We start from the raw sequence: 24,426 nt of genomic DNA, 5'->3' as shown, positions 1-24,426 counted from the left end.
ATGATTAAATTACATTAAAATTATAAAAATCTTTTCTCATAAAAATGCCATGAACTCACCCCGACTGCGATGACAATCAGCATACAGAAGAACGCCATCAAGTAAGGATTGTAATCTTCAAATAATCCTAAAGTGGTAAATGTTCTGATAATGGGAAAGTGAAAAATATAAATCCCGTATGTGAAGTCTCCATATTTCCCGAAATTATTTAAAAATTTCAAAGAATAAGCAATATACAATACAATAATCCCGATCATCATTGGGGAAAATAGCTGGATGTTGATGAATAAATCGATCCAGACCGTTAAAACAGCGATGATAAACAGTGAATTTTTATGTTTAATAAATTTATCAAAATTAAAATAGATCAACATTCCCGGGATAAAATAAGATAGTGTTCCGGGAAGCTGTTTTGCCATTGAAATTTTACCTACTGATTCAAAATAATTAAGATAAGCAAGTGATAAAAAGTAGAGAATGATTAAACTGACGTTTCTGTATTTATTGTTTTTTCCGAATAATAAAAACAGCAAAGGCACACAGAAATAATAGCACATTTCTATTTTCAGAGTCCAGAGTGCACCATTCACCGCCTGATTTCCGAAAACTCCGGGAAGCCAGGGTGCTTTGAAATTTAGAAATAAAGAATTCCAGAAAAGATATTTATAGACCTGTGTATTGGCGAAATAATCGGTAAGAGAATAAGTACTCACCAAGCTCAGCAATATCGCACACAGGAAAATGACCAATAAATAAGCAGGAACAATTCTTTTTATTCTTTTCTTTACGTAGCTTTTAAGGCTTGAGGATCTTTCATAACTTCTTGCAATCAAAAATCCGCTGACAACAAAAAATCCGAAAACTGCAATTTCAACAGGGCTGTGTTGAAGAAATTTTAGTTCAGTAGAAGCACTTAAAGCGCCTAAGTGTCCTAAGAAAACAATAAAAGCCAATAGAACTCGGAGGAAGTCGAAATTATTTTTCGTGATGTCTTGCATTTGTCGTGTTTTGTGCAAAAATAGTTTTTTTTACAGAATACAGTGTATTTCCGTTGCTTGAATATTTGTTAAATCAACGTCATTTAAAGCATTTGTAAAGGCAAAAAGATATGAGATAATAAATTTTTATAATATTTCTTCAAAAAATATGTTTAATAATATAAATAAATCATAATTTTAAGCCTTGAAAAATTTGATCTATGAAGAAATTAGCATTAATTGCAGGATTATCATTATTAGCTTTTACAGGATGTAACGACGACGACGCTCCGGAACAGGTGTTTCCTCTTGTAGGAACATGGTCTCCGACTAAAGAGGTGATTACCGAAGTTGAGGTAGACGGAACGGGGGTATCTGATGAAATTGTTTACACAGATTGTCAGAAAGAGTCGAGATGGGTTTTTAACGAAAATCTTTCCGGGAAAAGAACCAATAAAGATATGGCTGGATCTACTCCTACGTGCAGCACAATTTCTGAACGTAATTTCTCTTACGTATATAATGCTTCTGAAAAAAATATAGAGATCAAATATCAGGGAACTGTTGTTGCAGATAAAGGTAAAGTGACTTTACTGGATGCTCAGACATTGAATCTTAAAATTGAAGATACAACGGATCCTACAGTTTATAAGTCTACAACTTATACATTCAAAAGAATAGCTCAATAATAATTCAGTATTGCTTTAATATATAATCTCATCGTAAGATGAGATTTTTTGTTTATAAGTATCGCATATATTTAATTTGAAATTCAATTTCCATTTCTTATAAATTCATTATTTTTGTGAAAATTAGAATTGGAATTTTAAATCTAAGGTCTAATTACTAACATCTAATATCTATAAAAAAGTGTTTTACGATCATCAGCAGATAGAAAAAAAGTGGCAGAAATACTGGGAAGACAATCAAACGTACAAGACTTCCAATAACACAGACAAACCGAAATTTTATGTTCTCGATATGTTTCCGTATCCTTCCGGAGCAGGACTTCACGTAGGTCACCCGCTTGGATATATTGCTTCCGATATTTATGCAAGATACAAAAGAAATCAAGGTTTTAATGTGCTTCACCCGGTTGGTTACGATAGTTTCGGGCTTCCTGCTGAACAGTATGCAATTCAGACAGGACAACATCCTGCGATTACTACTGAGCAAAACATTAATAGATACGAGGAGCAATTAAGAAAAATCGGTTTCTCTTTCGACTGGAGCAGAGAAGTGAGAACTTCCGATGCTTCCTATTATAAATGGACCCAATGGATTTTTATTGAATTGTTTCATTCTTGGTATAATAAAAATACAGACAAGGCAGAATCGATTTCTACTTTAATCAAACATTTTGAAGAAAAAGGAACAGCAGATTTAAATGCCAATCAAAACGATGAATTAAATTTCACCGCAGAAGAATGGAAAAATGCTTCTGAGATTGATAAAGAAGATATTTTATTAAATTACCGTTTAGCGTACAGAGCAGAAACGACTGTAAACTGGTGTCCTGCTTTAGGAACAGTGTTGGCGAACGATGAAGTGAAGGACGGAAAATCAGAAAGAGGAGGTTTTCCTGTTTTCCAAAAGAAAATGATGCAGTGGAGCATGAGAATTTCTGCATACTCTGAAAGATTGTTGCAAGGTTTAAAAACTTTGGACTGGCCACAACCTTTGAAAGATTCTCAGGAATACTGGATCGGAAAATCTCAGGGAGCACAAGTGAAATTCAATGTTGATGGTCACGACGAAACCGTTGAGGTTTTCACCACAAGACCTGATACAATTTTTGGAGCAACGTTTATGGTGTTGGCTCCGGAAAACCCTTTAGTGGAAACAATTACTACAGCCGAACAAAAAGCTGAGGTAGATACTTATATTGAAGAAACTTCCAAAAAAACCGAAAGAGACAGAATGTCTGACGTGAAAAACGTTTCCGGTGCTTTCACGGGAAGTTACGCGATCAATCCTTTCAGCAATGAAAAGATGCCGATCTATATTTCAGATTATGTTTTGATGGGTTACGGAACGGGAGCTGTAATGGCTGTTCCTGCACACGATGAGCGTGATCACAGATTTGCGAAGAAATTTAATTTAGAAATTAAAAAAGTTGTAGAAACAGACGAGGACGTTCAGGAAAAATCTTTTGATTCTAAAGATTCTGTTTGTGTAAATTCTGATTTCTTAAACGGCTTAAATTATAATGAAGCAAAAGTATTAATTATTGATGCCATAGAAAAGAAGGGGATCGGCCACGGAACAACGAATTACAGACAGCGTGATGCAATTTTTTCAAGACAAAGATATTGGGGAGAACCAGTTCCTATCTATTATAAAGATGGAATGCCTTATACGTTGCCGACTTCCGCACTGCCTCTGGAACTTCCTGAAGTTGAAAAATATTTGCCGACTGAAGACGGAGATCCGCCATTAGGAAATGCAAAATCGTTTGCTTGGGACGAAGCGAATCAGAAAATTGTTGATACCAATTTAATTGACGAAAAAACAATTTTCCCATTAGAATTATCTACAATGCCGGGTTGGGCAGGAAGTTCTTGGTATTTCCTTAGGTATATGGATCCGAAAAATGATAAAATGTTTGCCTCACCAGAGGCTTCAAATTATTGGGGTCAGGTTGATTTATATATCGGTGGTAGCGAGCACGCGACCGGTCACTTATTATATTCCCGTTTCTGGAATATGTTCTTAAAAGACAGAGGATATATTAATAATGATGAGCCTTTCCAAAAGTTGATCAATCAAGGGATGATTTTGGGAATGAGTGCTTTTGTATATAGAATTGACGGTACAAATCAATATGTATCAAAAAATCTAGCAAAAGAGTATCAGACTCAGGCAATCCACGTTGATGTATCTTTATTAAAAGGAACTTCTGACGAATTAGACACAGAAGCTTTCAAAGCTTGGAGACCGGATTATGCTGATGCAGAATTTATTTTAGAAGACGGAAAATACATCACAGGTCGTGAAGTAGAAAAAATGTCCAAGTCAAAATACAATGTTGTAAATCCTGATGATATCTGTGAAGAATACGGAGCAGACGGTTTAAGATTGTATGAAATGTTCTTAGGTCCATTAGAACAATCTAAGCCATGGAACACGCAAGGTCTTAGCGGAGTTTACGGTTTCCTGAAAAAATTCTGGAATTTATATTTTAATGGTGAGGTTTTTGAAGTATCGGAAGAAGAGCCGACAAAAGCAGAATATAAAGTTTTGCATACATTAATAAAGAAGGTAGTTTACGACATCGAAAACTTCTCTTTCAATACATCTGTATCTTCATTTATGATTGCTGTAAATGAGTTGCAGAAAATAAAATGTAACAAACGCAATATTTTAGAACCTCTTGCCGTTATCATCTCTCCGTATGCTCCGCACATCTGTGAAGAGCTTTGGAGTAAATTAGGTCATAATGAGACAATAGAATTTGAAAAATTCCCTTTGCTGAACGAAGATTATCTGATAGAAGATGAAATTTTGTATCCTGTAAGTGTAAATGGCAAGATGAAATTTAAAATTTCCCTTCCGTCAACATTATCTCCAAAGGAAGTTGAAGATTCAGTGCTTCAGGATGACAAAATGGGACAGATTTTGGAGGGGAAAACTCCGAAAAAAATCATAGTTGTGCCAAAAAAAATTGTAAATATTGTAATTTAAAAGAAATTTAACATTGGTAAATTATAAAAAAAACATATGTAATTTTTTTAAATTTTAAATGTATTTTTCAAAATTTGAAATAATTGATAAAATATCTGGAAATATTTGCATTTTTAGAATTGAGGTGTATTAAACCTTTGAAAAAAAGATAAAATGTTTTCTCATACTCTTGTATTTTAATTATTTTTGCCTTTATTTTACAAACTCTAAAATTTTAAAACAATATAATTTAGTTAAATATGGAAATGAATGTTTCAAAAAATGATGAGCAAGTAGTTGCTAAAAAAGCAGGAGGTCTTAATCCAGCTGTAATTATCCCTATTCTATTGGCAATAGGTATTTGTATTTATTTATTCGTTCTTGGTAGTCCGGGGAACTTTAAAGATGCAGAAAAATTAGGTTCTGGATCAGTTGCTTTTTCAAGTGTTGAAGGGAAAGACATTCACCCAGATTCGTTTTTAGGAATTATCTACAAAGGAGGGGTTATCGTACCAATCTTGATTACTTTCATGATTACTGTAATCGTTTTCTCTTTCGAAAGATATTTCATCCTTAGCAAAGCTGCAGGAAAAGGAAACTTAGACAACTTCGTTGTAAAAGTAAGAAGCTTACTAAACCAAAACAAAGTTGACGAAGCTCTTGAAGAGTGTGACAGACAAGAAGGTTCTGTTGGTAACGTAGTAAAAGAAGGTCTTACGACTTACAAAGCGTTATCTCATGATACTACATTGAACAAAGAACAAAAAATGGTTGCTCTTAACAAAGCTATCGAAGAAGCTACAACTCTTGAGATGCCAATGTTAGAGAAAAACATGATGATTCTTTCTACTTTAGGTACAGTTGCTACCCTAATCGCTCTACTTGGAACGGTAATCGGGATGATCAAGGCATTCTTTGCTTTAGGTTCTGGTGGTGGTACTCCTGATGCTGCTGCACTTTCTACAGGTATCTCTGAAGCATTGATCAACACGGCTTTAGGTATTGGTACTTCTGCAATTGCGATTATGCTTTACAACTTCTTTACTTCTAAAATTGATGGATTAACTTATAAGATCGATGAGATCGCTATGAGCATCCAGCAGTCTTTCGCAGAATTCAACTAAGAATTTTGTAGCAAGATATTTGCATTATTTAGAAAGAAGTTTAATTAAAAAATTATAAAATAATGGCGAGAGTCAAACCAAAAAGACACGGAGTAATTACGGATATGACGGCAATGTGTGACGTTGCATTCCTATTACTTACGTTCTTTATCTTGACCACACAGTTCAAAAAACCTGATGTGGAGCAGATCAAACCGCCATCTTCAATATCAGAAAAATTACTCCCTGATGCAAGTTTAATGACTATTAATGCTACGCCGGACGGAAAATTTTATTTTCAGCCAGTAGACAATGCTTCAGAAAGAGTAGATCTTCTTAAAAAAATGGGTGAGAAGTATAATCTTCCTGCTTTTTCTCCAAACGAAATTGCAGCATTCCAAAGAGTTCAGGCAGTTGGTGTTCCTATGGCACAGCTAAAGAGCTTTCTTAACCTGTCAGAAGATGAGCGAAAGAATTATAAGAGTCCTACAGGGATTCCTATGGATAGTACTAATAAACAATTAGTTGACTGGGTAGAGCAGAGTCTTAGCGTTAATCCTGATTACAAATTAGCAATCAAAGGTGACGTTACTACGGAGTACCCTAAAGTTAAAAGTTTATTTGAGGGTTTAAGAGATATTGATTTTCTTAAATTTTGGTTGATTACATCACAAGAAGGTAAACCTAACGAATAATATCGATTAGAAATGGCAGAAGTACAAGTACAGGAAAAAGGCGCCAAAGGCGGCAAGGTACGTTCCAAGAAACAGAGTACCAGAGTTGATATGACTCCGATGGTGGACTTGGGTTTTCTATTGATTACCTTCTTTATGTTCACAACCACATTCTCTAAACCGAATGTTATGGATTTGGGTCTTCCGGCTAAACCGAAAGAAAATACTCCAAAACCACCTCCGACAGAAATTAAACTTTCAAATTCAATTTCTCTATTATTAGGAAAGGATAACAGAATTTTTTGGCATCAGCAAGATAATACTTCTCTGACTGACCAAAATCTGAACGAAACTAATTTTGACAGAGAAGGAATCAGAAAAGTAATCGAGCAAGCAAAAGCTAATGCGGCAGATAAAACTAAGTTTACAGTAATTATCAAACCGACTGACGATGCAGTGTATAAGAACTTTGTAGATATTCTTGACGAAATGGCTATTACCAAAAGTGAGCAGTACGGTGTTACCGATCTGAAGCCTTGGGAAAAAGCAATCTATGACAAGAAAGTAGGAAATCCAGCTGGTGCTGCTCCTGCAACAAAGTAATTTAACCATTAATATTGAATTACAATGGCAGATGAAAATGTGTACAGTCAGAATCTTACTTTAGACGAGATTGTATTTGAAAATAGAAATAAAGAATATGGTGCATATGATATCAGACATCAGTATCCTAGATTACTGACAAAATCTTTTATCATTGGAACATCTCTATTCTTGGTGGCTGCTTTATCTCCGTTTATCTATCTTACAATTAAAAACATGAATGCTCCTGAAAAGCAGGAAGTTCAGTTGGATTTGAAAGATGTATTGCAGGAAGATAAAATTATTGAAGAGCCAAAAGAAGAAGAACCACCTCCACCACCACCACCTCCAAAAGAGGAAGAGAAAATAGAAGTTATCCAGAATGTAGTTCCGGAACCGGTGAAAGCTCCGAAAATTGAGACTCCACCGCCGCCGATTTCTAAGCAGTTAGAAACAACTACTGGTTTGCAGAATCAGGAAGGTGTTAAAGCTCCGGCTTATACACCACCACCGCCACCACCATCAACAGGTACTAAGGCTTCAACAGCTGAAGTTAAGCCTCAGGTGAGTGATACTCAGATCTACAATGAAGTAGAACAAAATGCGGAATTCCCTGGCGGAATTAACGCATTCAGAACTAAAATTTCTAATAATTTTGATGGTTCTGCAATGAGTGGTGATGAAGGAACTGTAAAAACTGAAATTACTTTCGTTGTTGAAAGAGATGGATCTATTACAGACGTAAAAGCTAATGGCAAAAATTCTGATTTTAATGCAGAAGCTGTTAGAACTGTAAAATCAATTAAAAATAAATGGACACCAGGGAAAATCAATGGCCAGCCTGTACGTTTGCGTTTCAGACTACCTTTAACAATGAATTTCGAAGGTTAATTTATTTTAATAATAATTAAAAAAGAGAGGCTTATGCTTCTCTTTTTTATTTTTTTTAATATTTTTGTTGTATGATGTTCAATTGGTTATCCTTAGTCACAGGATTATTCTATATTATTCTCGGAATTGTAATTATTGTTTACAAATTCTTTTTTACCGTTTTGGAACCTACTGTTGCTTATCCGTTGGGTGGGCTTGTAATGCTTTATGGTTTTTTCAGAATCTGGAGAGCAGTTTCAAAAATTAAAAACAAAGGAGACAATGAATAAACTAAAACCAGTATTGGTACTATTTCTATTCTTGATATTAGCTGTTGCTTGCTCAAAAAAAGAAGAAAAATCGCCATCTTATCATAAAGGAGAAATGACAATTTTAACGGATGAATCATTTAAAAGTGTAACAGAAGCTTTGGCAGAAGGATATATGATAAGCTATCCTGATACTAAAATAAAAGTTATGGCAAAGAAGGAAGATTTAGGCTTTATAGATTTGCTTAATGACAAAGCGAGAATTGCGGTGATGTCTAAAGAATTGTCTCCTGAAGAAATTAAACTTTACGAAAAACAAGTTGATTTAAAATATCTGCCTGCTAAATTTGCAGCTGACGCAGTGGTATTTTTTGTTCCGAAAAATTCAGTAAAGACGAGCATTACAATGGAAGAAATAACAGCAGGATTGCAGTCTGATGATAAGAATTTTGTTTTTGATGGAACCAATTCCAGTAATCTGAACTTTGTAGCTCAAAAACTTAAGAAAGAACCTCGTGATCTTAAATTTTCTATTATTCCGGGAAGTATAAATGTTATTGAAGAATTGAATAAATATCCCAATAAAATTGGCGTTATCGGCTTGAATACAATTAGCCGTCCTTACGATAAAGAAATGGAAAAGTTAAGAGAAATGATTAAAATTCTTCCAGTCACCACCAATGGAAAATCATATTATCCGAATACTGATGGATTGAGAGAAATGAAATATCCTTTTACAAGAGTTCTTTATTTCTTAACAAATGAAGGAAATTTTAACATTGCTAATGGGTTCATTCGATATTCTTGTACACAACTGGGTCAGATGATTGTCGAAAAAGAGGGGCTTCAGCCATATAACATCTACAGACGCGAAGTTCAAATGCGTTAAAAAATCTTAATATTACCTTTTATACAATTTAAATGCATTATTTTGGTCTGAAAATTGTGTAATTGTAATTCGTTTTTTAATACAAGTTTTAAAATAATAATGAAAGATATAATGATTATGAATGTAAAGAAGATTGCTTTAGGTGCATCAGTGGTATTTTTTACCAATTTTGCTTTTGCTCAGACGTTGCAGGATGGTATTAACAGCATAGACAGTGATAAATTTGCTGCTGCTAAGACCAACTTTTCTTCAATGATTGCAAAAGAACCTACAGCAGAAAACTATTTCTACCTAGGGAATACATTTTTGAGACAAGGTGAGCCGGATTTTGCCCAGGCTTCAGAAAATTTCAATAAAGGTTTAGCGGCCGATAAAAAAAGTTATTTAAATCAAATTGGTTTAGCGGCTGTAAAACTTGGAAAAGGTGATAAATCGGCGATTGCTGAAATTCAGAAGATTGTTACAGATTCAAGAGAAAAAGATGCAGAAGTTCTGTACAGAGCTGCTGAAGCATTAACTTTATTCGAGAAAAACAACTCACCTGATTTAGCAATTCAATATTTAAATAAAGCTGTAGAAAGAGCTAAGAAAGAAGTTCCTGCATATTATTACTATACTTTAGGAGATGCTTACAGATTAAAGAGAATTCCTGGTGATGCAATGACGGCTTATGATAAAGCTTTGCCTTTAGCTAAAAATAAAGCTTCTGTTCACACGAGAATCGGAACTTTATGGATGGCTGCTCAACAATGGCAACAAGCTAAAACAAGTATTGATAAAGCAATTGCTACCGATGCAACTTATGCTCCTGCATATAAAGCTTTAGCAGCCTATGATATCAAATATCAGGAAAATGCAAAAGCAACTCAGGATTTGATCAACTATACAAAATATGCTGATGAAGATCCATATACGCAGTTAGAGATTGCAAAATTATATTTCACTAATGAAGATTATGCAAATTCAAAAGCAATTTTAGATAAGATTTTTGATAAAATTGATGATCCGATCAAATTTAAATTAAGAGCTTATGTAAATTATGCAGACGGACAATATGCTGAAGCTAAACAAAACATGGATTCTTTCGTATCAAAAGCTGAAAAATCTAGAGTTCAACCGGCTGATCAGGGATTGATGGGATTAATTGCAGCAGGTTTAGCAAAAACTGAAACGGACGCTGCTAAAAAATCAGCTTTACAAGCAGAATCTCAACAGAAAGTAGCATTGGCTAAAGCAGCAAAAGATGAGACTTTGAAGTGGGACATGGAGTTGGCTAAAATCAATGGTGGAGGAGCTTCTCAGGCTTCAGTAGATGCAGGGCCAACTACTCCTGAAATTGAAGCTGCTAAGAAGCAAGTAGCTGCAAACGCACAGGATTCTGATGCGCTTTACAAGTTGGCAAATGCTTATCAGGATGCTAAAAACTGGAATGGTGCAATCCTTACATGGGGTAAAATGAGCGCACTTCTTCCTGATTGGGCACCAGCATATTACAGTCAAGGTTATGCATACCAACAAGCCGGGAATAATGATGCGGCTAAAATTTCTTACGAGAAATTTATTTCTACGGTAAAGCCGGCAGAAGTAGAAGCTAATAAACAGACTCTTGCTTATGCATACTTTGCGGTTGCATATCTTGAAAAAGATAAAGATTTGGCAAAAGCAAAAGATTATGTTGCTAAATCATTGCAACTTGATCCTTCTTATCAGGACGCTGTAAAACTAAGTGCAGAGATTAACAAGTAATTTAAAATTTAAATTATAGATACTAAAACTTCCCATTCGTAAGGCTTGGGAAGTTTTTATTTTAAAGCTTACCTTTGAAAAATGAAATACTTTTTATTACCGATTCTAAAGTACTTGATTGGTATTTCGATTAAAATAAATATGAATAAATGAAAGTAGATATACTTGCTTTTGGAGCGCATCCTGATGATGTTGAACTTGGATGTGGCGGAACTATTGCTAAATTAATTTCAGAAGGAAAAACCTGTGCAATTGTAGATCTTACCAGAGGTGAGCTCGGAACCAGAGGAACTGATCTTACCAGAAAAAAGGAAGCTACCGAAGCGGCAAAAATTTTAGGTGTTTCAGCAAGGGAAAATTTAGGATTAAAAGATGGTTTTTTGGTTAACTCGGAAGAATATCAGATGGAGATTGTAAAGATGGTCCGCAAATACCGTCCGGAAATTGTCTTAGCCAATGCAATTGATGATAGACATCCAGATCATGCAAAAGGAGCGAAATTAGTATCTGATGCGTGCTTTTTAGCTGGCTTAAGAAAAATAGAGACTGTTTTAGATAGAGAAAACCAGGAAGTTTGGAGGCCGAAACATATTTTTCATTATATTCAGTGGAAAAATATAGAACCTGAATTCGTAATTGATATTTCTGACCATCTTGATAAAAAGATAGAAGCTTGTATGGCATTCAAGACTCAATTCTATGACCCAACTTCTAAGGAACCGGAGACACCAATAACATCAAAAGACTTTTATGAAAGTCTTACTTATCGTGCTCAGGACTTGGGCAGATTGTCCGGAGTAACGTACGCAGAAGGCTTTACAACAGAAAAATTGATTGCTTTGAAAAATTTTGACGGAATTATTTTGTAGCTTAAAAATTATTCCTATATTTGCACTCACAAAACGGTGATTGTAGCTCAGTTGGTTAGAGCGTCGGATTGTGGTTCCGAAGGTCGGGGGTTCGAGACCCCTCATTCACCCAAAAAAGTACACTTTTATAGTGTACTTTTTTATTTTATATCCAATGAGTATTTTGAAATTCAGGCATAAAAAAAGCACCTTTTTCCAGATGCTTGTGTTTTTAGATATTCTTTTTAGTTAAACTTCATCGTCAGAATCGATTGTATAACTTTTGCTTTTGAAGTCTTTATCATGTTTTTCTGAAATGACATCCTCACCCTTTTCATTAATGATGAAATCTGTAGATTCATTAAACATCTCCTGAAAACTTTTGAAATCCTCTTTGTAAAGATAGATTTTGTGCTTCTCGAATGTCGCCTCCCCATTCTCTCCGAAATTCTTTTTGCTTTCGGTAATTGTAAGATAATAATCTCCCGCTTTCGTCTCGCGCACATCAAAGAAATAAGTTCTTCTCCCCGCTTTTAACACCTTGGTGAAAATTTCATTTTCATGGCGTTCCTTGTATTCACTCATTATTAGATATTTTTTAATCTTGTTAAGAACAAATATAAAATTTTTCTTCCAACCACAAAATTTTTTTTATGATTTATTTAACAATTCAAAATTTTTTGACTATGCCGTTGCAGAATTGGTAATTTCACTAAGATTAAGGATTTTATCGGCTCTTTGAGCGCTAGACTCTCTGTGAGTGATGATTATGGAAGTTGCGTTATGAATTTTTGAATCAATGTTTTCGAGGATGTTTTGTTCGGTTTCTGTGTCTAAAGCGGAAAGAGAATCATCAAAAATAATGATATTCGGATCTTTAATTAAGGCTCTTGCAATACAGATTCTCTGTTTCTGACCTCCCGAAAGCATCACTCCTCGTTCACCGACCATAGTTTTGTATTGATCTTTAAACTCAATAATGTTTTTGTGAACATCAGCGATTTTAGAATATTCCACTACTTTTTCGTGAGAAGGATTGTCTATGGAGAAACCGATATTATGTTCGATAGAATCAGAAAAAAGATAACTTTCCTGCGGAATATATCCAATAAAATTTCTGTAATTCTCTAAGTTATGTTCCTTCAGGTTTTTTCCATCGATTAAAATTTCTCCTTCAGTTGGGTCAATCAGTCTGCACAGAAGTAAGGCGATGGTAGATTTTCCACTTCCGGTTTTTCCCATGATGGCTAAAGATTTTCCGGCTTCTATTTTAAAACTTAAATTACTCAAAGCTTTAATTCCGGTATTCGGATAAACATAGGAAACGTTTCTAAATTCAATATCACCTTTGATAGGATAGTTTTCAAAATTCTTGTTATAAATTTCTGATTGCTTTTCTAAAAATTCGTTGATTCTCTGCATCGAAGCTTCTGCTCTCTGGTTGATCGAAGTTACCCAACCCACCATTGAGAATGGCCATATCAAAATATTGATATACATGAAGAAATCAGCAATTTTGCCGACTGTAAGTTCTCCGGCAATATATTTTTCGCCACCGATTAAAATCACGGCAACATTCAATAAACCGATTACAAATAAAATAATCGTAAAGAAATATGCTTCCGTTTTTGCTAAATCTAAAGCTTTATCCTGATAATCGCTGACTTTGGTTCCGTAATTCTTCTGGATGTATTTTTCTTTCGCAAAATATTTTACCACTCTGATGCCCGAAAAACTGTCTTGTACAAAAGTTGAAATCGCAGACTGGCTTTTTTGCATCACTTTCGATTTTTTATTGATGATCGAGCTTACTTTAAAAATGATATATGATAAAATAGGAAGCGGTAACAAGGTCCATAAAGTCATCGAAACATCCGTTTTGAGCATGTAAACACTTGTGATTAAAAGCAAAACCACCAAGTTGACAACATACATGACACCCGGTCCCAAATACATTCTTACCGCAACGATATCTTCACTCAATCGGTTCATCAAATCTCCGATCGTTGTCTGTTTGTAATCCGTTAAAGATAAATCCTGATAATGTCTGTAGATTTTGTTTTTCAGCTCGTATTCAATTCTTCTTGAAGCAACAATGATCGTTTGTCGCATCATAAAAGTGAAAAATCCTGTAAGAAGCGAACAGCCGACAATAATAGCAACGTAAATCAGAACCTGTCTGTTGAAGCCTAAATTGCCATGTTTCGTAAGCTCGTCAACCGATTTTCCGACAAACTGTACTTTATAAATGTTGAAAAAATTACTGGCGATGATGAATAGTAACCCCCAAAACAATAATATTTTGTGCTTCCAAAAGTAAGGGTTCAGAGTTTTCAGTGCTTTCATAAACTTTCACAAAATTACAAAAATTGAAGGAGACTGAGAATTTCATAAATTTTAAATTTCATATCTTTGCACCCATAAAAAGCTCTTTGAATGTTAGGAAGAAGACAAATCCGTGAAAAAGTAGTAGAAAGTGTGTATTCGTACTACCAAAATCCTGTAAAAATTGATGTTTTGGAAAAGAACATGTTTACAGGAATAGAGAAAATTTACAATCTCTATATTTACCAGCTGAATTTTTTGGTAGGTCTGAAAGATCTTGCAGAAAATCAGATGGAAATTGGTAAGAATAAATACTTCAAGACTGATTCTGACGTCAACCCCAATCAAAAATTTATTAATAATCAGGTTTTAAAAAAGCTTGAAGAAAACCCTGAAAGATTATTCTTCTCTGGTCAGCATAAAGATTTGAAGTGGGATTTGCATGATGATATGCTGGTAAAAACTTTCCAGAGAATGACTGCAGGAAAACGTTATCAGGATTTTATGAAAGAGGAAGGGTATTCTTTTGAAGAAGATCAGAAATTTATCGGAAAATTATTTTTAAGATATATTGCTGAAAATGACGATTTTCATGACTACATTAGTGATAGAGAGCTTACCTGGGCAGATGATATTCACATTGCCAATTCAATGGTTCAGAAAACAATTGGTTTTTTGAAAGAAGATGAAGAAAGCCGTACTTTAATTAAAATGATTAAAGATGAAGAGGATAAAACTTTCGCAAGCAAGCTACTAAGAGACACGCTGAATAATTGGGAAGCCAACGAGAAGAAACTTTCTGAGCGTCTTGAAAATTGGGATTTGGAGAGAGTTGCGTTGATGGATAAAGTGATTTTAACGACTGCCATTTCTGAACTTGATAATTTTCCTTTTACACCTTCAAGAGTTGTCATTAACGAATATATTGAGATCGCAAAAGTATTTGCAACCGACCGATCAAATATATTCATCAACGGGATTTTAGATAAATACTGTAAAGATTTAAATAGAATATAAATTAAAATTAATTTAATATGAAAAAGACATTATCAATCATTGCTTTGTCTGTTATCGGATTCGGATTGGTTTCTTGTAAAAAAGAAGAAAATAAATCATCAGAAACTTCACAGGTAGCTGGAGTAGATTCTACAAATGCCCCTTCTGCTGACTCTATGACAACACCTGCAGCTCCGGCTACAGCTGTTACAGGAACTGAAGTTGCAACACCAGTAAAATCTAATCAGCCTACAACAACCATTGCATTATCTGAAAGCAATTTCGATTTTGGAAATATTAAAAAAGGAGCAAAAGTAAACCACGTTTACGAAGTGACCAATACAGGTACAAACCCATTAATTATCTCTGAAGTAAAGCCTGGGTGCGGATGTACTGCTCCTGATTTTACAAAAGATCCGATTATGCCGGGTAAAAAAGGGAAAATTACTTTGAGCTTTGATTCCACAAACTTTGACGGAAGTGTACAAAAATATGCAGATGTTTTCGCTAATGTAGAAAACGCTCCTGTAAAATTGACATTCAATGCTAATATTCAACCATAATTAAAATATTTATGTTGACATTATTTTTACAAGCACCTGCACAGGGAAACTCTACCACCATGCTCATGATGATGGGAGTGATGATCGTTGGATTTTATTTTCTGATGATCAGACCGCAGATGAGAAAGCAGAAACAAGAGAAAAAATTTCAGGAAGATCTTAAAGTGGGAAGCAGAGTAGTGCTTACTTCAGGTCTTCACGGAAGAATTGCTCAGATTCAGGAAGATGGAGTGGTTATTGAAACACTTTCAGGAAAACTGAAATTTGAAAAAGCGGCCATCTCAAGAGAATTTACAGCAACCAGATTTGGTGACAAAGCTACAGCTGATAAAAAAGAAACTACAGAAACTGAAAAGAAATAATTTTTAGTTTTGATAATATTGTGTTTCGGCGCGGTGAGCAAAGCTCACCGCGCCGATTCTTTTTAATGGTTAGGTAAACTGTCATTCAGAACGAAACGTAGTGGAGTGAAGAATCTTTTCTAATAAAAAGTTCGATGATATATAATAGATTTCTCCTTCGTCGAAATGACGAAACGTTCGTGTTATTTGTGAAAATATTCGTGAAATTAGCGTTTAAGAAATTAAAAAAATATCTTTGCCCCATGAATCAAAACACAAACAAAAACGTTCTCATTCTCGGTGCAAATTCTGACGTTGCGAAACAATGTATCAAACAATACATCGAAAAAGATTTTTCTGTTATTGCAGCTTCCAGAAATATACAATCTCTGGAAGAATTTGTTCAGCAAAGTAATCTTCAGTCAAAAGTTACGATTTTAAGTTTTGATTCTGTTGATTTTGATTCTCACCAAAAATTTTATGATGAACTTCCCATAAAACCTCATATTGTTGTTTATGCTGCCGGTTTTTTAGTGGATAATGAAAAAGCTTTGCGAGACTTCAAAGGAACTCAACAAATGATGTTGGTCAATTATATGGGAGCGGTTTCTATACTCAATATTATTGCAACGGATCAAAACAACAAAAATTTAGAAAGGATTATCGGATTATCTTCTCTTTCGGGAGTTCGTGGACGGAAAAGTAATTTCGTTTATGGAAGTACAAAAGCGGCTTTTACCACTTACTTGGCCGGTTTGAGACAGGAATTAGCTTCAAGAAATATAAAAGTCAACGCGTTGGTCATTGGTTATATTCGAACAAAAATTAATGAAGGTTTACAGTTGAATGAATCTTTAATGATGGAGCCGGATTATGTAGCAAAATTTATTGTAAACGCCAGGAATTCTTTTACCATAGTTCCCAATTTTAAATGGAAAATAATTTATTTGATTTTAAAAATGTTGCCGGAGAGTTTGGTGGCGAAACTTCCGTAATTATCTATTTTTGGTTAATCAGCGGTCAGTTTGTCATCCCGTAGGGATCTCAACATAGCATTAGAGAAGTAAGATAGCAATTCTTGCTTAGATTCTTTCAGAATGACAAACATACTATAAAAAACAAATTGTTATTATTTGCGAACATCAATCTAATCCTTCCAACAATTCCAACGTCTTCATCATATCAATCCCTTTTCCCAAAACAGCTTTAAACAAATCTCCTTTCTCCTTAATTCTTTCCAAAGCATTATGAATATTGAAATCAGTCGGTCTCAAGCCTTTTTTTACTTCATCCCATTCTAAAGGCATCGAAACAGAGGCTCCTTCTTTCGGTCGTAAACTGTAGACACTTGCCAAAGTTTGTCCGGTACGGTTTTGAAGATAATCAAGATAGATTTTTTTATCGTCACGTTTCTGTAGGCTTCTTTCTAAAGTGGTAATTTTGGGTAGTCGGTCATGAACCTGTTTCATTAAAATATGGGCAAAATCTTTTACCTGGTCAAAATCATATTTACCACCCATCGGAATGTAAACGTGAATTCCCGTACTTCCGGAAGTTTTACAATAACCGTCAATTTTGATGGTTTTTAAAACTTCGTTTACTTGCAAAGCCGTTTCAATCACATCATCAAACGTATTTTTTTTCGAAGGATCGAGATCTAAAACCAAAAAATCGGGATGATCCAAATCGGGAAGTGAAGAGTTCCACGGATTGAGGTCGATACAACCTAAATTATTCAGATAAGCCAATGCCGCTTTATCATTGCAGTAGATATAATCGATATTTTTATCGGTAGAATCTGAAAACACCTGTGTTGTTTTAACCCAATCCGGAATGCTGTCTCCTGCATCTTTTTGATAAAAACCTTGTTCTTCAATCCCATTCGGAAAGCGATTTAAAGAAAGCGGACGGTTTTTAAGGTGTGGCAAAATATATTCAGCAACTGACTGATAATATGCTATCACATCACCTTTGGTAATGTTGTCTTTCGGAAAATAAATTTTATCCTGATTTGTCAATTTTACTTTATGACGGTTTAGAGTAATTTCTTTGTCTGAATCTGAATTTTTTGAACGACTGCTCGTTTTCATAAGTTTCGATTTTGGTGTATTTTTTAGTTCTGTTGACGAAGTTTTTACTTCTTTTGGCTCTTTGTCTTCACGTATTGTTACAAAAACAGGGTGGCGGAAAATTCCGTCTTTGGTAATTTCTGAGAATTTTATTTCGCAAACCAGTTCAGGCTTCGTCCAAGTTACCGGCATATTGGTTTTTGGCTTATTTTCGAATGGAGAAGTTTTGATGATCAATTTTTTTAATTTTTCAAGAACTTCATGAATCAATTCACGATTGAATCCGGTTCCTGTATGCCCTGCATAAATCAGTTTTCCGTCTATATATTTTCCTAAAATCAATGCTCCGAAACCTTCTCTTGAACCGCGTGGTTCTGTAAACCCACAGATGATTGCTTCTTCGGTATTGGTAAATTTTATTTTGAGCCAATCGAAACTTCGGTGATTTTCGCTATAAATACTGTCAGATTTTTTCGCAATCATCCCCTCAAGTTCCATTTTTTTCATCTGATTAAAAAAATCGATGCCTTTTTCCGTGATGTGATCACAATATTTGATAATGTCGGTCTCAACGAGAGCATCTTTCAGCAATTCTTTTCTCTGAATTAAAGGAAGTTCTTTAGTAGAATGACCATTCAGCCAAAGCAAATCAAAAACCTGATAGGTTAAAGCTAAGTCGGGATTGTCACCAATCTGTTGTAGCATTTGAAAGCTAGGCTTTCCGTTTTCATCATAAGCAACAATTTCTCCGTCGAGAATCATTTTGTGTTTTTGATTGTCGAAATCTTCTGCAACTTTGTTGAATTTGGATAAAAAGGAAATCCCGTTTCGGGAATAGAATAACGACTGTTTTTTACTGAGATCAGCAATGGCACGGTAACCATCCCACTTTATTTCGAAAAGCCAGTCTTCATCATCAAATGCTTTGTCGTGAGGTTTTGCAAGCATCGGTTTGATAAAGCTTTTTAATTTCTTTTCGTCAACTAAAGAATTAAACCGCTGAAATTTGGGCTTCGTATCTGAGCTTATGACTTCTTTTTGCTGCTTTTTAGGCTTTTTTTTTCCTCTAAAAATTTGGTTACTGAAGAATTTTTTGCAGTGTTCTCTTCTGCATCATATTCATCTTTTGCAAATTTATCTTTGTGTTTAATGAGAAGCCATGCATTATTTTCAGCATTTTTCATTTTAACTAAAGCAAATTCACCTTTTAGTTTTTTACCATGAAGGATAAATTTTAAAGAACCGGCTTTTAGTTCTTTCAGCAATTCTTTTTCATCTGAAATTTTTGAGGTATTATCTAAAGGCTCATATGTCCCACTGTCCCAGACTTCAACTTGTCCGGCTCCATAATTTCCTTCGGGAATATTTCCTTCAAAATCTTTGTAATCATACGGATGATCTTCCACCATCATGGCGAGACGTTTATCGTCGGGATTTAAAGATGGACCTTTCGGAACTGCCCAGCTTTTCAAGACTCCCTCCATTTCAAGACGAAAATCGTAATGCAATCTCGATGCAGCATGCCTTTGAATGACAAAAATAAGCTGGTCTTTGCTCTTTTTTGTTTCTCCTTTTGGTTCGCTTGTTTCGTCGAATTTCCTTTTGTCGTTATAATCTTTCAGAGCCATCAAGAAGCGGTTTTAGATTTTGGACTTTGTAAACTGGCCTTTAACTGCGCCATTAAATCAATCACTTTGCCTTCTTTTGCAGGAGCTGTCTTTTTGGTTTTTACACTCTTACCTTTTGCTTTTTTCTTAATAATTTTAAGCAGAGATTCGGAGTAGGTGTCTTTATACATTTCAGGATCGAATTCCTGAGAAAGCTGTTCTATAAGATTAATCGCCATTTTCAGTTCGGCAGGTTTTGGAGCTTTTTTAGTTGGAATTTTAAGGTCTTTGTAATCTCTGATTTCCTGGGCAAATCGTAATCGGTTTAAAACTAAAACATCATCGTTGTAAGGTCGAATCAGACCAATGGCTTCGCTGTCACGAAGTACGAAGGTTCCGACACCTACCATTTTAGTTTTAGCCAAAGCATTCAGCAAAAGCCGGTATGCACTTTCACCGTTTTTCTGTGGCTCGAGATAATATGGGTTTTCAAAATAAACAGAATCAACCTCAACTTCTTTTACAAATTGATCAATCGACAGTATTTTTGACTTTTCAGGACTTGCAGCAGCATAATCATCTTCATCCAAAACAATATATTTATCGTCCATGAGATAACCTTTCACAATGTTTTCCCATTTTACTTCTTTGCCGGTTTTTTCGTTGACTCTTTTGAATTTAATATTTGAATAATCAGATTTATCCAGCATATCCAGATCCAATTTGCTGGTTTCTGTCGCAGAATAAATCTTCACAGGAATATTGACTAAACCAAAACCAATGGCGCCGTTCCAGATTGCTTTCATTGTTCTTTATTTTATGTGAAAAATACAATGATTGTGCCGTGAGGAAAAGATTATTTAAATGTAGTATGAATTAAACTTCTTTAAAACGTGAATATTTTTCAAGGTATTTGATAGTTTTATTCATATTTTCTTCATCAAGATTGGCTTTATCTAAAATAAAATTTATAATTGAGGAAGCATTGATGTAGAGATATTGATCATCAAGAATGCAATAGGTAATTTCGCTCCAAAGGAATTTAAATTCAGATTTGTAGTTTTTAAAAGAAAAGTGTGATGGGGTAAATTCCCAGATAACGTCTTTTGAATTTGTATTTATACGATTAATTTCATGATTTAATTTTTCCTGAAAAACTTTTTTATAGTTTCTAAACTGAGAGCGATAATTAAAATAGGTTGAAATTGTGGCCAAAGAAAAGCCGAAAAAGAAACCTGCAAACCCAAAATCTTTTAAACAGTAGAGTAAAATCCCAGCTAAAAGGGATAATACTCCATAAATAAGATTTCTGTTATTTTTATTTAGATTGTTTTTCCATTGTCGTTTGAACTCATATTGGTTTATTTTTCTCAAAATTTGTTCTGAATTTGGAGTGTTGTAGGTAAGAATTTCTTTGTTCATGATTTGTTTTAAAATAAAAAGCGGAGAAAAAATCTCCGCTTCTAATTTATGCTTTTAAATTTAATTGCAATTCCAATTCATCGAGCTGTTCATCAGCAATTGAAGAAGGCGCATCAATCATCACATCTCGTCCCGAATTATTTTTAGGGAAAGCAATATAATCTCTGATCACCTCGTTTCCGTCCAAAATTGCCACCAAACGGTCAAATCCGAAAGCCAGACCACCGTGAGGCGGAGCTCCGTATTTGAAGGCGTTCATTAAGAATCCGAACTGAGCTTCTGCTTCTTCTTTCGAGAATCCTAATAAATCAAACATTCTTGATTGTAAATCTTTATCGAAAATTCTGATAGAACCTCCACCGATTTCATTTCCGTTAAGAACCATATCGTAAGCGTTAGCTCTTGCTTTTCCCGGATCAGTTTCCAATAAATGAATATCTTCTGGTTTTGGAGAGGTGAAAGGGTGGTGCATTGCATGGTAACGTCCGCTTTCTTCGTCAAATTCCAATAATGGGAAATCTACAACCCAAAGTGGTGCGAAAACGTCGCCTTTTCTTAATCCCAAACGGTTTCCAAGCTCCATTCTCAACGCAGAAAGCTGAGTTCTTACTTTGTGCTCGTTTCCTGAAAGAATCAACATTAAATCGCCTTCTTTCGCTCCGAATTTTTCGATGATTTTAGCTAAGTCTTCCTCGTTGTAGAATTTATTCACAGAAGAAGTTTTCACCCCATCATTCTGGAATTTAGCCCAAACCATTCCTGAAGCTCCGATTTGTGGTCTTTTAACCCAATCAACAAGCTCATCGATCTGTTTTCTTGTATAATCTGCACATCCTTCAACATTAATTCCAACAACCAATTCTGCTTCATCAAATATTTTGAAATCTTTTCCTTTTACTAAATCGTTTAATTCTACGAACTCCATTCCGAAACGGATGTCCGGTTTGTCGTTTCCGTATTTCTGCATCGCATCTGCGAATGTCATTCTTGGAAATGCTCCGAATTCCTGACCTGTAATGTCTTTGATCAACGTTTTCGTCATTCCTTCAAACACATTCATCACGTCTTCCTGCTCTACAAAAGCCATTTCACAGTCGATTTGTGTAAATTCCGGCTGTCTGTCGGCTCTTAAATCCTCATCACGGAAACATTTTACAATCTGGAAATACTTATCCATTCCACCCACCATCAACAATTGTTTGAAAGTTTGTGGAGATTGTGGCAATGCGTAAAACTGTCCCGGATTCATTCTGCTTGGAACTACGAAGTCTCTCGCTCCTTCCGGTGTAGATTTGATTAAAACCGGAGTTTCCACTTCGATAAATCCTTCGTCTGAAAGATAATTTCTTACTTTCTGCGCCATTTTGTGACGGAAGATCAGTTTATCTCTTACCGGAGCTCTTCTGATATCCAGATAACGGTATTTCATTCTTAATTCTTCCCCACCGTCCGTTTCATCTTCAATCGTGAAAGGCGGAAGCTGAGATTCATTAAGAACTTCTAATTTTTTAACTAAAATTTCAATTTCTCCTGTTGGAATATTGGGGTTTTTGCTTACTCTTTCAATTACCTTTCCTGTAACCTGAATTACAAATTCACGTCCCAGTTTTTTTGCATTTTCCATCAATTCCGCTGTAGAACGGTCCTGATCAAAAACCAACTGAGTAATTCCGTAACGATCTCGAAGATCTATCCAAATCATAAATCCTTTATCACGAATGGTTTGTACCCATCCTGAAAGTGTAACTTCTTCATTAAGATGTTGAAGAGATAATTCTCCGTTTGTGTGCGATCGAAACATTTTAAATTTATTTGAAATTGTACGTTTGAAATTTGAAATTTGCAGTTGCAAAGATAATATTTTTGAAGGGTTTATAAACAAAAAAACTCCCCGAAGGAAGTTTTAAATATTATTTACAGAATTTTTTACAGAATTGCAGCTGTTGCAGTCTGTTTATTTTCTGTAGCGTAATCTTTTGCTGTTTTCCCGTTAAGATCTTTTGCATTTTTATTCGCTCCTTTTTTTAGAAGTAATTTTGCTGCTTCAGTTTCTCCGTATGTTGCTGCAACCATTAAAGGAGTTAGTCCTTTACAAGCTTTATTAACATCAGAATTATTTGCAAGTAAAAAGTTGGTAATGTTCTTTCTGTTATGTCTGATACTGTACGACAACATTGTGTATGAACGTTCCTTTATATCAATGCATTTGTCATACTCAGCTTTTGTAAATGCACTTTTGAAAGTCTCAATATTATCTGTTTGTATTGCTTGACGCTGAACTTTTGTTGCCTGTTGTGCATAGATTGAATTTGTTAAAGCAACAAATCCAATTAATAAAGTTGTGGTAATTATTTTTTTCATAAATATCAATTTTATCTAAATAATACACAAAGCTAAATAAATTTTTTGATTCATGTTGTTAATTATTAATCCATTTCGTTCGTTTTTCTAAAATGATAATTCATGTAGAATTTTATTAATCTTTTATGTACTCTAAAAGATCTCCCGGTTGACAATCGAGAATTTTACAGATGGCTTCCAATGTTGAAAGTTTCAATGCTTTTGCTTTTCCGGTTTTTAAAATAGAAAGGTTTGCCTGTGTAATTCCTATTTTCTCTGCAAGTTCCTGAGACTGCATTTTTCTTTTCGCCAACATGACGTCTACGTTAATGATGATTGGCATATTTTAATTTTTTTAGATTGTTTTCAGATTGTAATTTATTCCAATTTTTTAAAAGTAGGATTGCAAAGTAAGACAATCCCAAAAGGATAAAACATACTGTAGAAATGGTGTAGTTTAGAATTATATCTAAAAGATATATCCAGATTAAAATGATTGGCATATTTTATATTGTTAAATCATTTTCAGATTGTAATTGGTAACCTTTTTTGAAAAACGCAGAAGTAAAATACATTGTAATTCCTAAAAAGAAGAAAATTAAGCAAGTAATAATTATAGAGCCATCTAAACTGGCATTAAAAAGATACACCCAAATGAAAAAATAGAGCGGGGCGTACAGAATATTAATAATAGAAAATATTTTCAGCTGCTGTATTATTTTTTCAGTGAAAAGATTATGGTTGTTTAGATGATTAAAGATTTTATACAAAAACAAAAAAAATAGACAGAAGAATATATTCTGAAAAGAATGAAACATTACCGTTTGCTTGGTGAAAAACCCCATCATCATTTGCTGATTTGAAAACGGATATTTGAAGATAAAGTAAACATCAAACGGAGGCGGATGATTTCCTCTTGATTTTCCAATCTCAATGACTTCAGGTAATAAGTGTTCAGAGTTGGTATAGTTGTAATAGCTTACTCCAAATAAAAAAGTCATATAAATTGTATGGAGTAACAGAAAGATAAACAGTAGTAAGAATAAATAAGATAATCCTGTAGAAATAGATTTTGGTCCGAGTAATTTCATTTGCTAAATATTTTATTATTGCAAATATATAATTAATTATTGTTTTACAAT

At 34.5% G+C, this 24,426-nt stretch carries 25 protein-coding genes and 1 tRNA gene; 15 read left to right on the top strand and 11 right to left on the bottom strand.

All coding sequences use genetic code 11. The annotated features are described in order from the left end of the window. Nucleotides 1-20: 20 nt before the first annotated feature. Nucleotides 21-998, bottom strand: a complete 978-nt coding sequence (locus BM371_RS17775; protein ID WP_051883015.1) for an acyltransferase family protein — start codon at nt 996-998, stop codon at nt 21-23. Nucleotides 999-1,198: 200 nt separating this feature from the next. On the opposite strand from BM371_RS17775, the gene BM371_RS17770 reads away from it, so the two are divergent. The 11 genes from BM371_RS17770 to BM371_RS17720 all read left to right on the top strand — a co-directional run bounded on the left by BM371_RS17770 (nt 1,199) and on the right by BM371_RS17720 (nt 11,753). After that, nucleotides 1,199-1,666, top strand: coding sequence for a lipocalin family protein (locus BM371_RS17770; protein WP_034679036.1), 468 nt, complete (start codon nt 1,199-1,201; stop codon nt 1,664-1,666). 181 nt (nt 1,667-1,847) lie between these two features. Continuing rightward, nucleotides 1,848-4,661 carry a leucine--tRNA ligase gene (gene leuS, locus BM371_RS17765; protein ID WP_034679038.1) on the top strand — a complete coding sequence of 938 codons (2,814 nt, stop codon included), beginning with the start codon at nt 1,848-1,850 and terminating at the stop codon, nt 4,659-4,661. A 239-nt stretch (nt 4,662-4,900) separates the two neighbouring features. Continuing rightward, complete coding sequence (locus BM371_RS17760; RefSeq protein WP_034679039.1) at nt 4,901-5,764, top strand: MotA/TolQ/ExbB proton channel family protein; 864 nt, start codon at nt 4,901-4,903, stop codon at nt 5,762-5,764. A gap of 62 nt (nt 5,765-5,826) precedes the next feature. Next, nucleotides 5,827-6,438 carry an ExbD/TolR family protein gene (locus BM371_RS17755; RefSeq protein WP_034679040.1) on the top strand — a complete coding sequence of 204 codons (612 nt, stop codon included), beginning with the start codon at nt 5,827-5,829 and terminating at the stop codon, nt 6,436-6,438. 12 nt (nt 6,439-6,450) lie between these two features. Then, nucleotides 6,451-7,020 (top strand): ExbD/TolR family protein, encoded by a 570-nt coding sequence (locus tag BM371_RS17750; RefSeq protein WP_034679041.1) that lies wholly within the window; start codon nt 6,451-6,453, stop codon nt 7,018-7,020. A gap of 24 nt (nt 7,021-7,044) precedes the next feature. Beyond that, a complete protein-coding gene (locus BM371_RS17745; RefSeq protein WP_034679042.1) occupies nt 7,045-7,890 on the top strand; it encodes an energy transducer TonB in 846 nt (281 codons plus the stop codon). Between the two features lie 71 nt (nt 7,891-7,961). Further along, complete coding sequence (locus tag BM371_RS17740) at nt 7,962-8,159, top strand: C4-dicarboxylate ABC transporter (RefSeq protein WP_228376805.1); 198 nt, start codon at nt 7,962-7,964, stop codon at nt 8,157-8,159. Further along, a complete protein-coding gene (locus tag BM371_RS17735) occupies nt 8,152-9,027 on the top strand; it encodes a PstS family phosphate ABC transporter substrate-binding protein (protein WP_034679047.1) in 876 nt (291 codons plus the stop codon). The genes BM371_RS17740 and BM371_RS17735 overlap by 8 nt, the downstream gene beginning before the upstream one ends. 99 nt (nt 9,028-9,126) lie before the next feature. Further along, nucleotides 9,127-10,773: a tetratricopeptide repeat protein gene (locus BM371_RS17730; protein WP_034679050.1), complete on the top strand. Its 1,647-nt coding sequence runs from the start codon at nt 9,127-9,129 to the stop codon at nt 10,771-10,773. Nucleotides 10,774-10,922: 149 nt separating this feature from the next. Continuing rightward, a complete protein-coding gene (bshB1, locus tag BM371_RS17725; RefSeq protein ID WP_034679053.1) occupies nt 10,923-11,642 on the top strand; it encodes a bacillithiol biosynthesis deacetylase BshB1 in 720 nt (239 codons plus the stop codon). A gap of 35 nt (nt 11,643-11,677) precedes the next feature. After that, nucleotides 11,678-11,753: transfer RNA gene (locus BM371_RS17720), tRNA-His, on the top strand. 117 nt (nt 11,754-11,870) lie between these two features. Here BM371_RS17720 and BM371_RS17715 read toward each other — a convergent pair. Further along, the gene (locus tag BM371_RS17715) at nt 11,871-12,206 is read right to left on the bottom strand and encodes a DUF3276 family protein (protein WP_034679055.1); all 336 of its coding nucleotides are present in this window, start codon (nt 12,204-12,206) and stop codon (nt 11,871-11,873) included. 99 nt (nt 12,207-12,305) lie between these two features. Next, nucleotides 12,306-13,967, bottom strand: coding sequence for an ABC transporter ATP-binding protein (locus tag BM371_RS17710; protein ID WP_034679058.1), 1,662 nt, complete (start codon nt 13,965-13,967; stop codon nt 12,306-12,308). A gap of 90 nt (nt 13,968-14,057) precedes the next feature. Here BM371_RS17710 and nusB point away from each other — a divergent pair, with 90 nt between their 5' ends. The 4 genes from nusB to BM371_RS17690 all read left to right on the top strand — a co-directional run bounded on the left by nusB (nt 14,058) and on the right by BM371_RS17690 (nt 16,841). Then, complete coding sequence (gene nusB, locus BM371_RS17705; RefSeq protein WP_034679060.1) at nt 14,058-14,963, top strand: transcription antitermination factor NusB; 906 nt, start codon at nt 14,058-14,060, stop codon at nt 14,961-14,963. A 17-nt stretch (nt 14,964-14,980) separates the two neighbouring features. Beyond that, the gene (locus tag BM371_RS17700; protein ID WP_034679062.1) at nt 14,981-15,505 is read left to right on the top strand and encodes a DUF1573 domain-containing protein; all 525 of its coding nucleotides are present in this window, start codon (nt 14,981-14,983) and stop codon (nt 15,503-15,505) included. A gap of 11 nt (nt 15,506-15,516) precedes the next feature. Further along, nucleotides 15,517-15,867, top strand: a complete 351-nt coding sequence (gene yajC, locus BM371_RS17695; protein ID WP_034679065.1) for a preprotein translocase subunit YajC — start codon at nt 15,517-15,519, stop codon at nt 15,865-15,867. Between the two features lie 242 nt (nt 15,868-16,109). Next, nucleotides 16,110-16,841 carry an SDR family NAD(P)-dependent oxidoreductase gene (locus BM371_RS17690; RefSeq protein WP_034679067.1) on the top strand — a complete coding sequence of 244 codons (732 nt, stop codon included), beginning with the start codon at nt 16,110-16,112 and terminating at the stop codon, nt 16,839-16,841. A 147-nt stretch (nt 16,842-16,988) separates the two neighbouring features. On the opposite strand, the gene ligD is transcribed toward BM371_RS17690, so the two are convergent. The 8 genes from ligD to BM371_RS17650 all read right to left on the bottom strand — a co-directional run bounded on the left by ligD (nt 16,989) and on the right by BM371_RS17650 (nt 24,375). Continuing rightward, on the bottom strand, nt 16,989-18,863 hold the full coding sequence (gene ligD / locus BM371_RS17685; protein ID WP_034679069.1) for a DNA ligase D: 1,875 nt from the start codon (nt 18,861-18,863) through the stop codon (nt 16,989-16,991). A 77-nt stretch (nt 18,864-18,940) separates the two neighbouring features. Then, the gene (locus BM371_RS17680; protein WP_034679072.1) at nt 18,941-19,543 is read right to left on the bottom strand and encodes a DNA polymerase ligase N-terminal domain-containing protein; all 603 of its coding nucleotides are present in this window, start codon (nt 19,541-19,543) and stop codon (nt 18,941-18,943) included. Then, complete coding sequence (gene ku / locus BM371_RS17675; RefSeq protein ID WP_034679073.1) at nt 19,543-20,328, bottom strand: non-homologous end joining protein Ku; 786 nt, start codon at nt 20,326-20,328, stop codon at nt 19,543-19,545. Before ku ends, BM371_RS17680 begins: the two co-directional genes overlap by 1 nt. Nucleotides 20,329-20,398: 70 nt before the next feature. After that, a complete protein-coding gene (locus BM371_RS17670; RefSeq protein WP_034679075.1) occupies nt 20,399-20,944 on the bottom strand; it encodes a YcxB family protein in 546 nt (181 codons plus the stop codon). 46 nt (nt 20,945-20,990) lie between these two features. Further along, nucleotides 20,991-22,745, bottom strand: a complete 1,755-nt coding sequence (aspS, locus tag BM371_RS17665; RefSeq protein ID WP_034679291.1) for an aspartate--tRNA ligase — start codon at nt 22,743-22,745, stop codon at nt 20,991-20,993. Nucleotides 22,746-22,870: 125 nt separating this feature from the next. Next, nucleotides 22,871-23,305 (bottom strand): ankyrin repeat domain-containing protein, encoded by a 435-nt coding sequence (locus BM371_RS17660; protein ID WP_051883016.1) that lies wholly within the window; start codon nt 23,303-23,305, stop codon nt 22,871-22,873. A gap of 115 nt (nt 23,306-23,420) precedes the next feature. Beyond that, complete coding sequence (locus tag BM371_RS17655) at nt 23,421-23,627, bottom strand: helix-turn-helix domain-containing protein (RefSeq protein WP_034679077.1); 207 nt, start codon at nt 23,625-23,627, stop codon at nt 23,421-23,423. Between the two features lie 163 nt (nt 23,628-23,790). Further along, nucleotides 23,791-24,375: a DUF2975 domain-containing protein gene (locus BM371_RS17650; RefSeq protein ID WP_034679080.1), complete on the bottom strand. Its 585-nt coding sequence runs from the start codon at nt 24,373-24,375 to the stop codon at nt 23,791-23,793. Nucleotides 24,376-24,426: the final 51 nt, after the last annotated feature.

Origin of the sequence: Chryseobacterium formosense (genome assembly GCF_900116415.1) — a bacterium.
Taxonomy (GTDB): Bacteria; Bacteroidota; Bacteroidia; order Flavobacteriales; family Weeksellaceae; genus Chryseobacterium; species Chryseobacterium formosense.
This window is presented reverse-complemented; position numbering and strand designations above follow the sequence as displayed.

Excerpts from the sequence above, each read along its gene's own strand:
- BM371_RS17775 (WP_051883015.1), bottom strand. The coding sequence starts at position 998 with ATGCAAGACATCACGAAAAATAATTTCGACTTCCTCCGAGTTCTATTG.
- BM371_RS17770 (WP_034679036.1), top strand. The coding sequence starts at position 1,199 with ATGAAGAAATTAGCATTAATTGCAGGATTATCATTATTAGCTTTTACA.
- BM371_RS17760 (WP_034679039.1), top strand. The coding sequence starts at position 4,901 with ATGGAAATGAATGTTTCAAAAAATGATGAGCAAGTAGTTGCTAAAAAA.
- BM371_RS17755 (WP_034679040.1), top strand. The coding sequence starts at position 5,827 with ATGGCGAGAGTCAAACCAAAAAGACACGGAGTAATTACGGATATGACG.
- BM371_RS17750 (WP_034679041.1), top strand. The coding sequence starts at position 6,451 with ATGGCAGAAGTACAAGTACAGGAAAAAGGCGCCAAAGGCGGCAAGGTA.
- BM371_RS17745 (WP_034679042.1), top strand. The coding sequence starts at position 7,045 with ATGGCAGATGAAAATGTGTACAGTCAGAATCTTACTTTAGACGAGATT.
- BM371_RS17740 (WP_228376805.1), top strand. The coding sequence starts at position 7,962 with ATGATGTTCAATTGGTTATCCTTAGTCACAGGATTATTCTATATTATT.
- BM371_RS17735 (WP_034679047.1), top strand. The coding sequence starts at position 8,152 with ATGAATAAACTAAAACCAGTATTGGTACTATTTCTATTCTTGATATTA.
- BM371_RS17730 (WP_034679050.1), top strand. The coding sequence starts at position 9,127 with ATGAAAGATATAATGATTATGAATGTAAAGAAGATTGCTTTAGGTGCA.
- bshB1 (WP_034679053.1), top strand. The coding sequence starts at position 10,923 with ATGAAAGTAGATATACTTGCTTTTGGAGCGCATCCTGATGATGTTGAA.
- BM371_RS17715 (WP_034679055.1), bottom strand. The coding sequence starts at position 12,206 with ATGAGTGAATACAAGGAACGCCATGAAAATGAAATTTTCACCAAGGTG.
- BM371_RS17710 (WP_034679058.1), bottom strand. The coding sequence starts at position 13,967 with ATGAAAGCACTGAAAACTCTGAACCCTTACTTTTGGAAGCACAAAATA.
- nusB (WP_034679060.1), top strand. The coding sequence starts at position 14,058 with ATGTTAGGAAGAAGACAAATCCGTGAAAAAGTAGTAGAAAGTGTGTAT.
- BM371_RS17700 (WP_034679062.1), top strand. The coding sequence starts at position 14,981 with ATGAAAAAGACATTATCAATCATTGCTTTGTCTGTTATCGGATTCGGA.
- yajC (WP_034679065.1), top strand. The coding sequence starts at position 15,517 with ATGTTGACATTATTTTTACAAGCACCTGCACAGGGAAACTCTACCACC.
- BM371_RS17690 (WP_034679067.1), top strand. The coding sequence starts at position 16,110 with ATGAATCAAAACACAAACAAAAACGTTCTCATTCTCGGTGCAAATTCT.
- ligD (WP_034679069.1), bottom strand. The coding sequence starts at position 18,863 with ATGCTTGCAAAACCTCACGACAAAGCATTTGATGATGAAGACTGGCTT.
- BM371_RS17680 (WP_034679072.1), bottom strand. The coding sequence starts at position 19,543 with ATGGCTCTGAAAGATTATAACGACAAAAGGAAATTCGACGAAACAAGC.
- ku (WP_034679073.1), bottom strand. The coding sequence starts at position 20,328 with ATGAAAGCAATCTGGAACGGCGCCATTGGTTTTGGTTTAGTCAATATT.
- BM371_RS17670 (WP_034679075.1), bottom strand. The coding sequence starts at position 20,944 with ATGAACAAAGAAATTCTTACCTACAACACTCCAAATTCAGAACAAATT.
- aspS (WP_034679291.1), bottom strand. The coding sequence starts at position 22,745 with ATGTTTCGATCGCACACAAACGGAGAATTATCTCTTCAACATCTTAAT.
- BM371_RS17660 (WP_051883016.1), bottom strand. The coding sequence starts at position 23,305 with ATGAAAAAAATAATTACCACAACTTTATTAATTGGATTTGTTGCTTTA.
- BM371_RS17655 (WP_034679077.1), bottom strand. The coding sequence starts at position 23,627 with ATGCCAATCATCATTAACGTAGACGTCATGTTGGCGAAAAGAAAAATG.
- BM371_RS17650 (WP_034679080.1), bottom strand. The coding sequence starts at position 24,375 with ATGAAATTACTCGGACCAAAATCTATTTCTACAGGATTATCTTATTTA.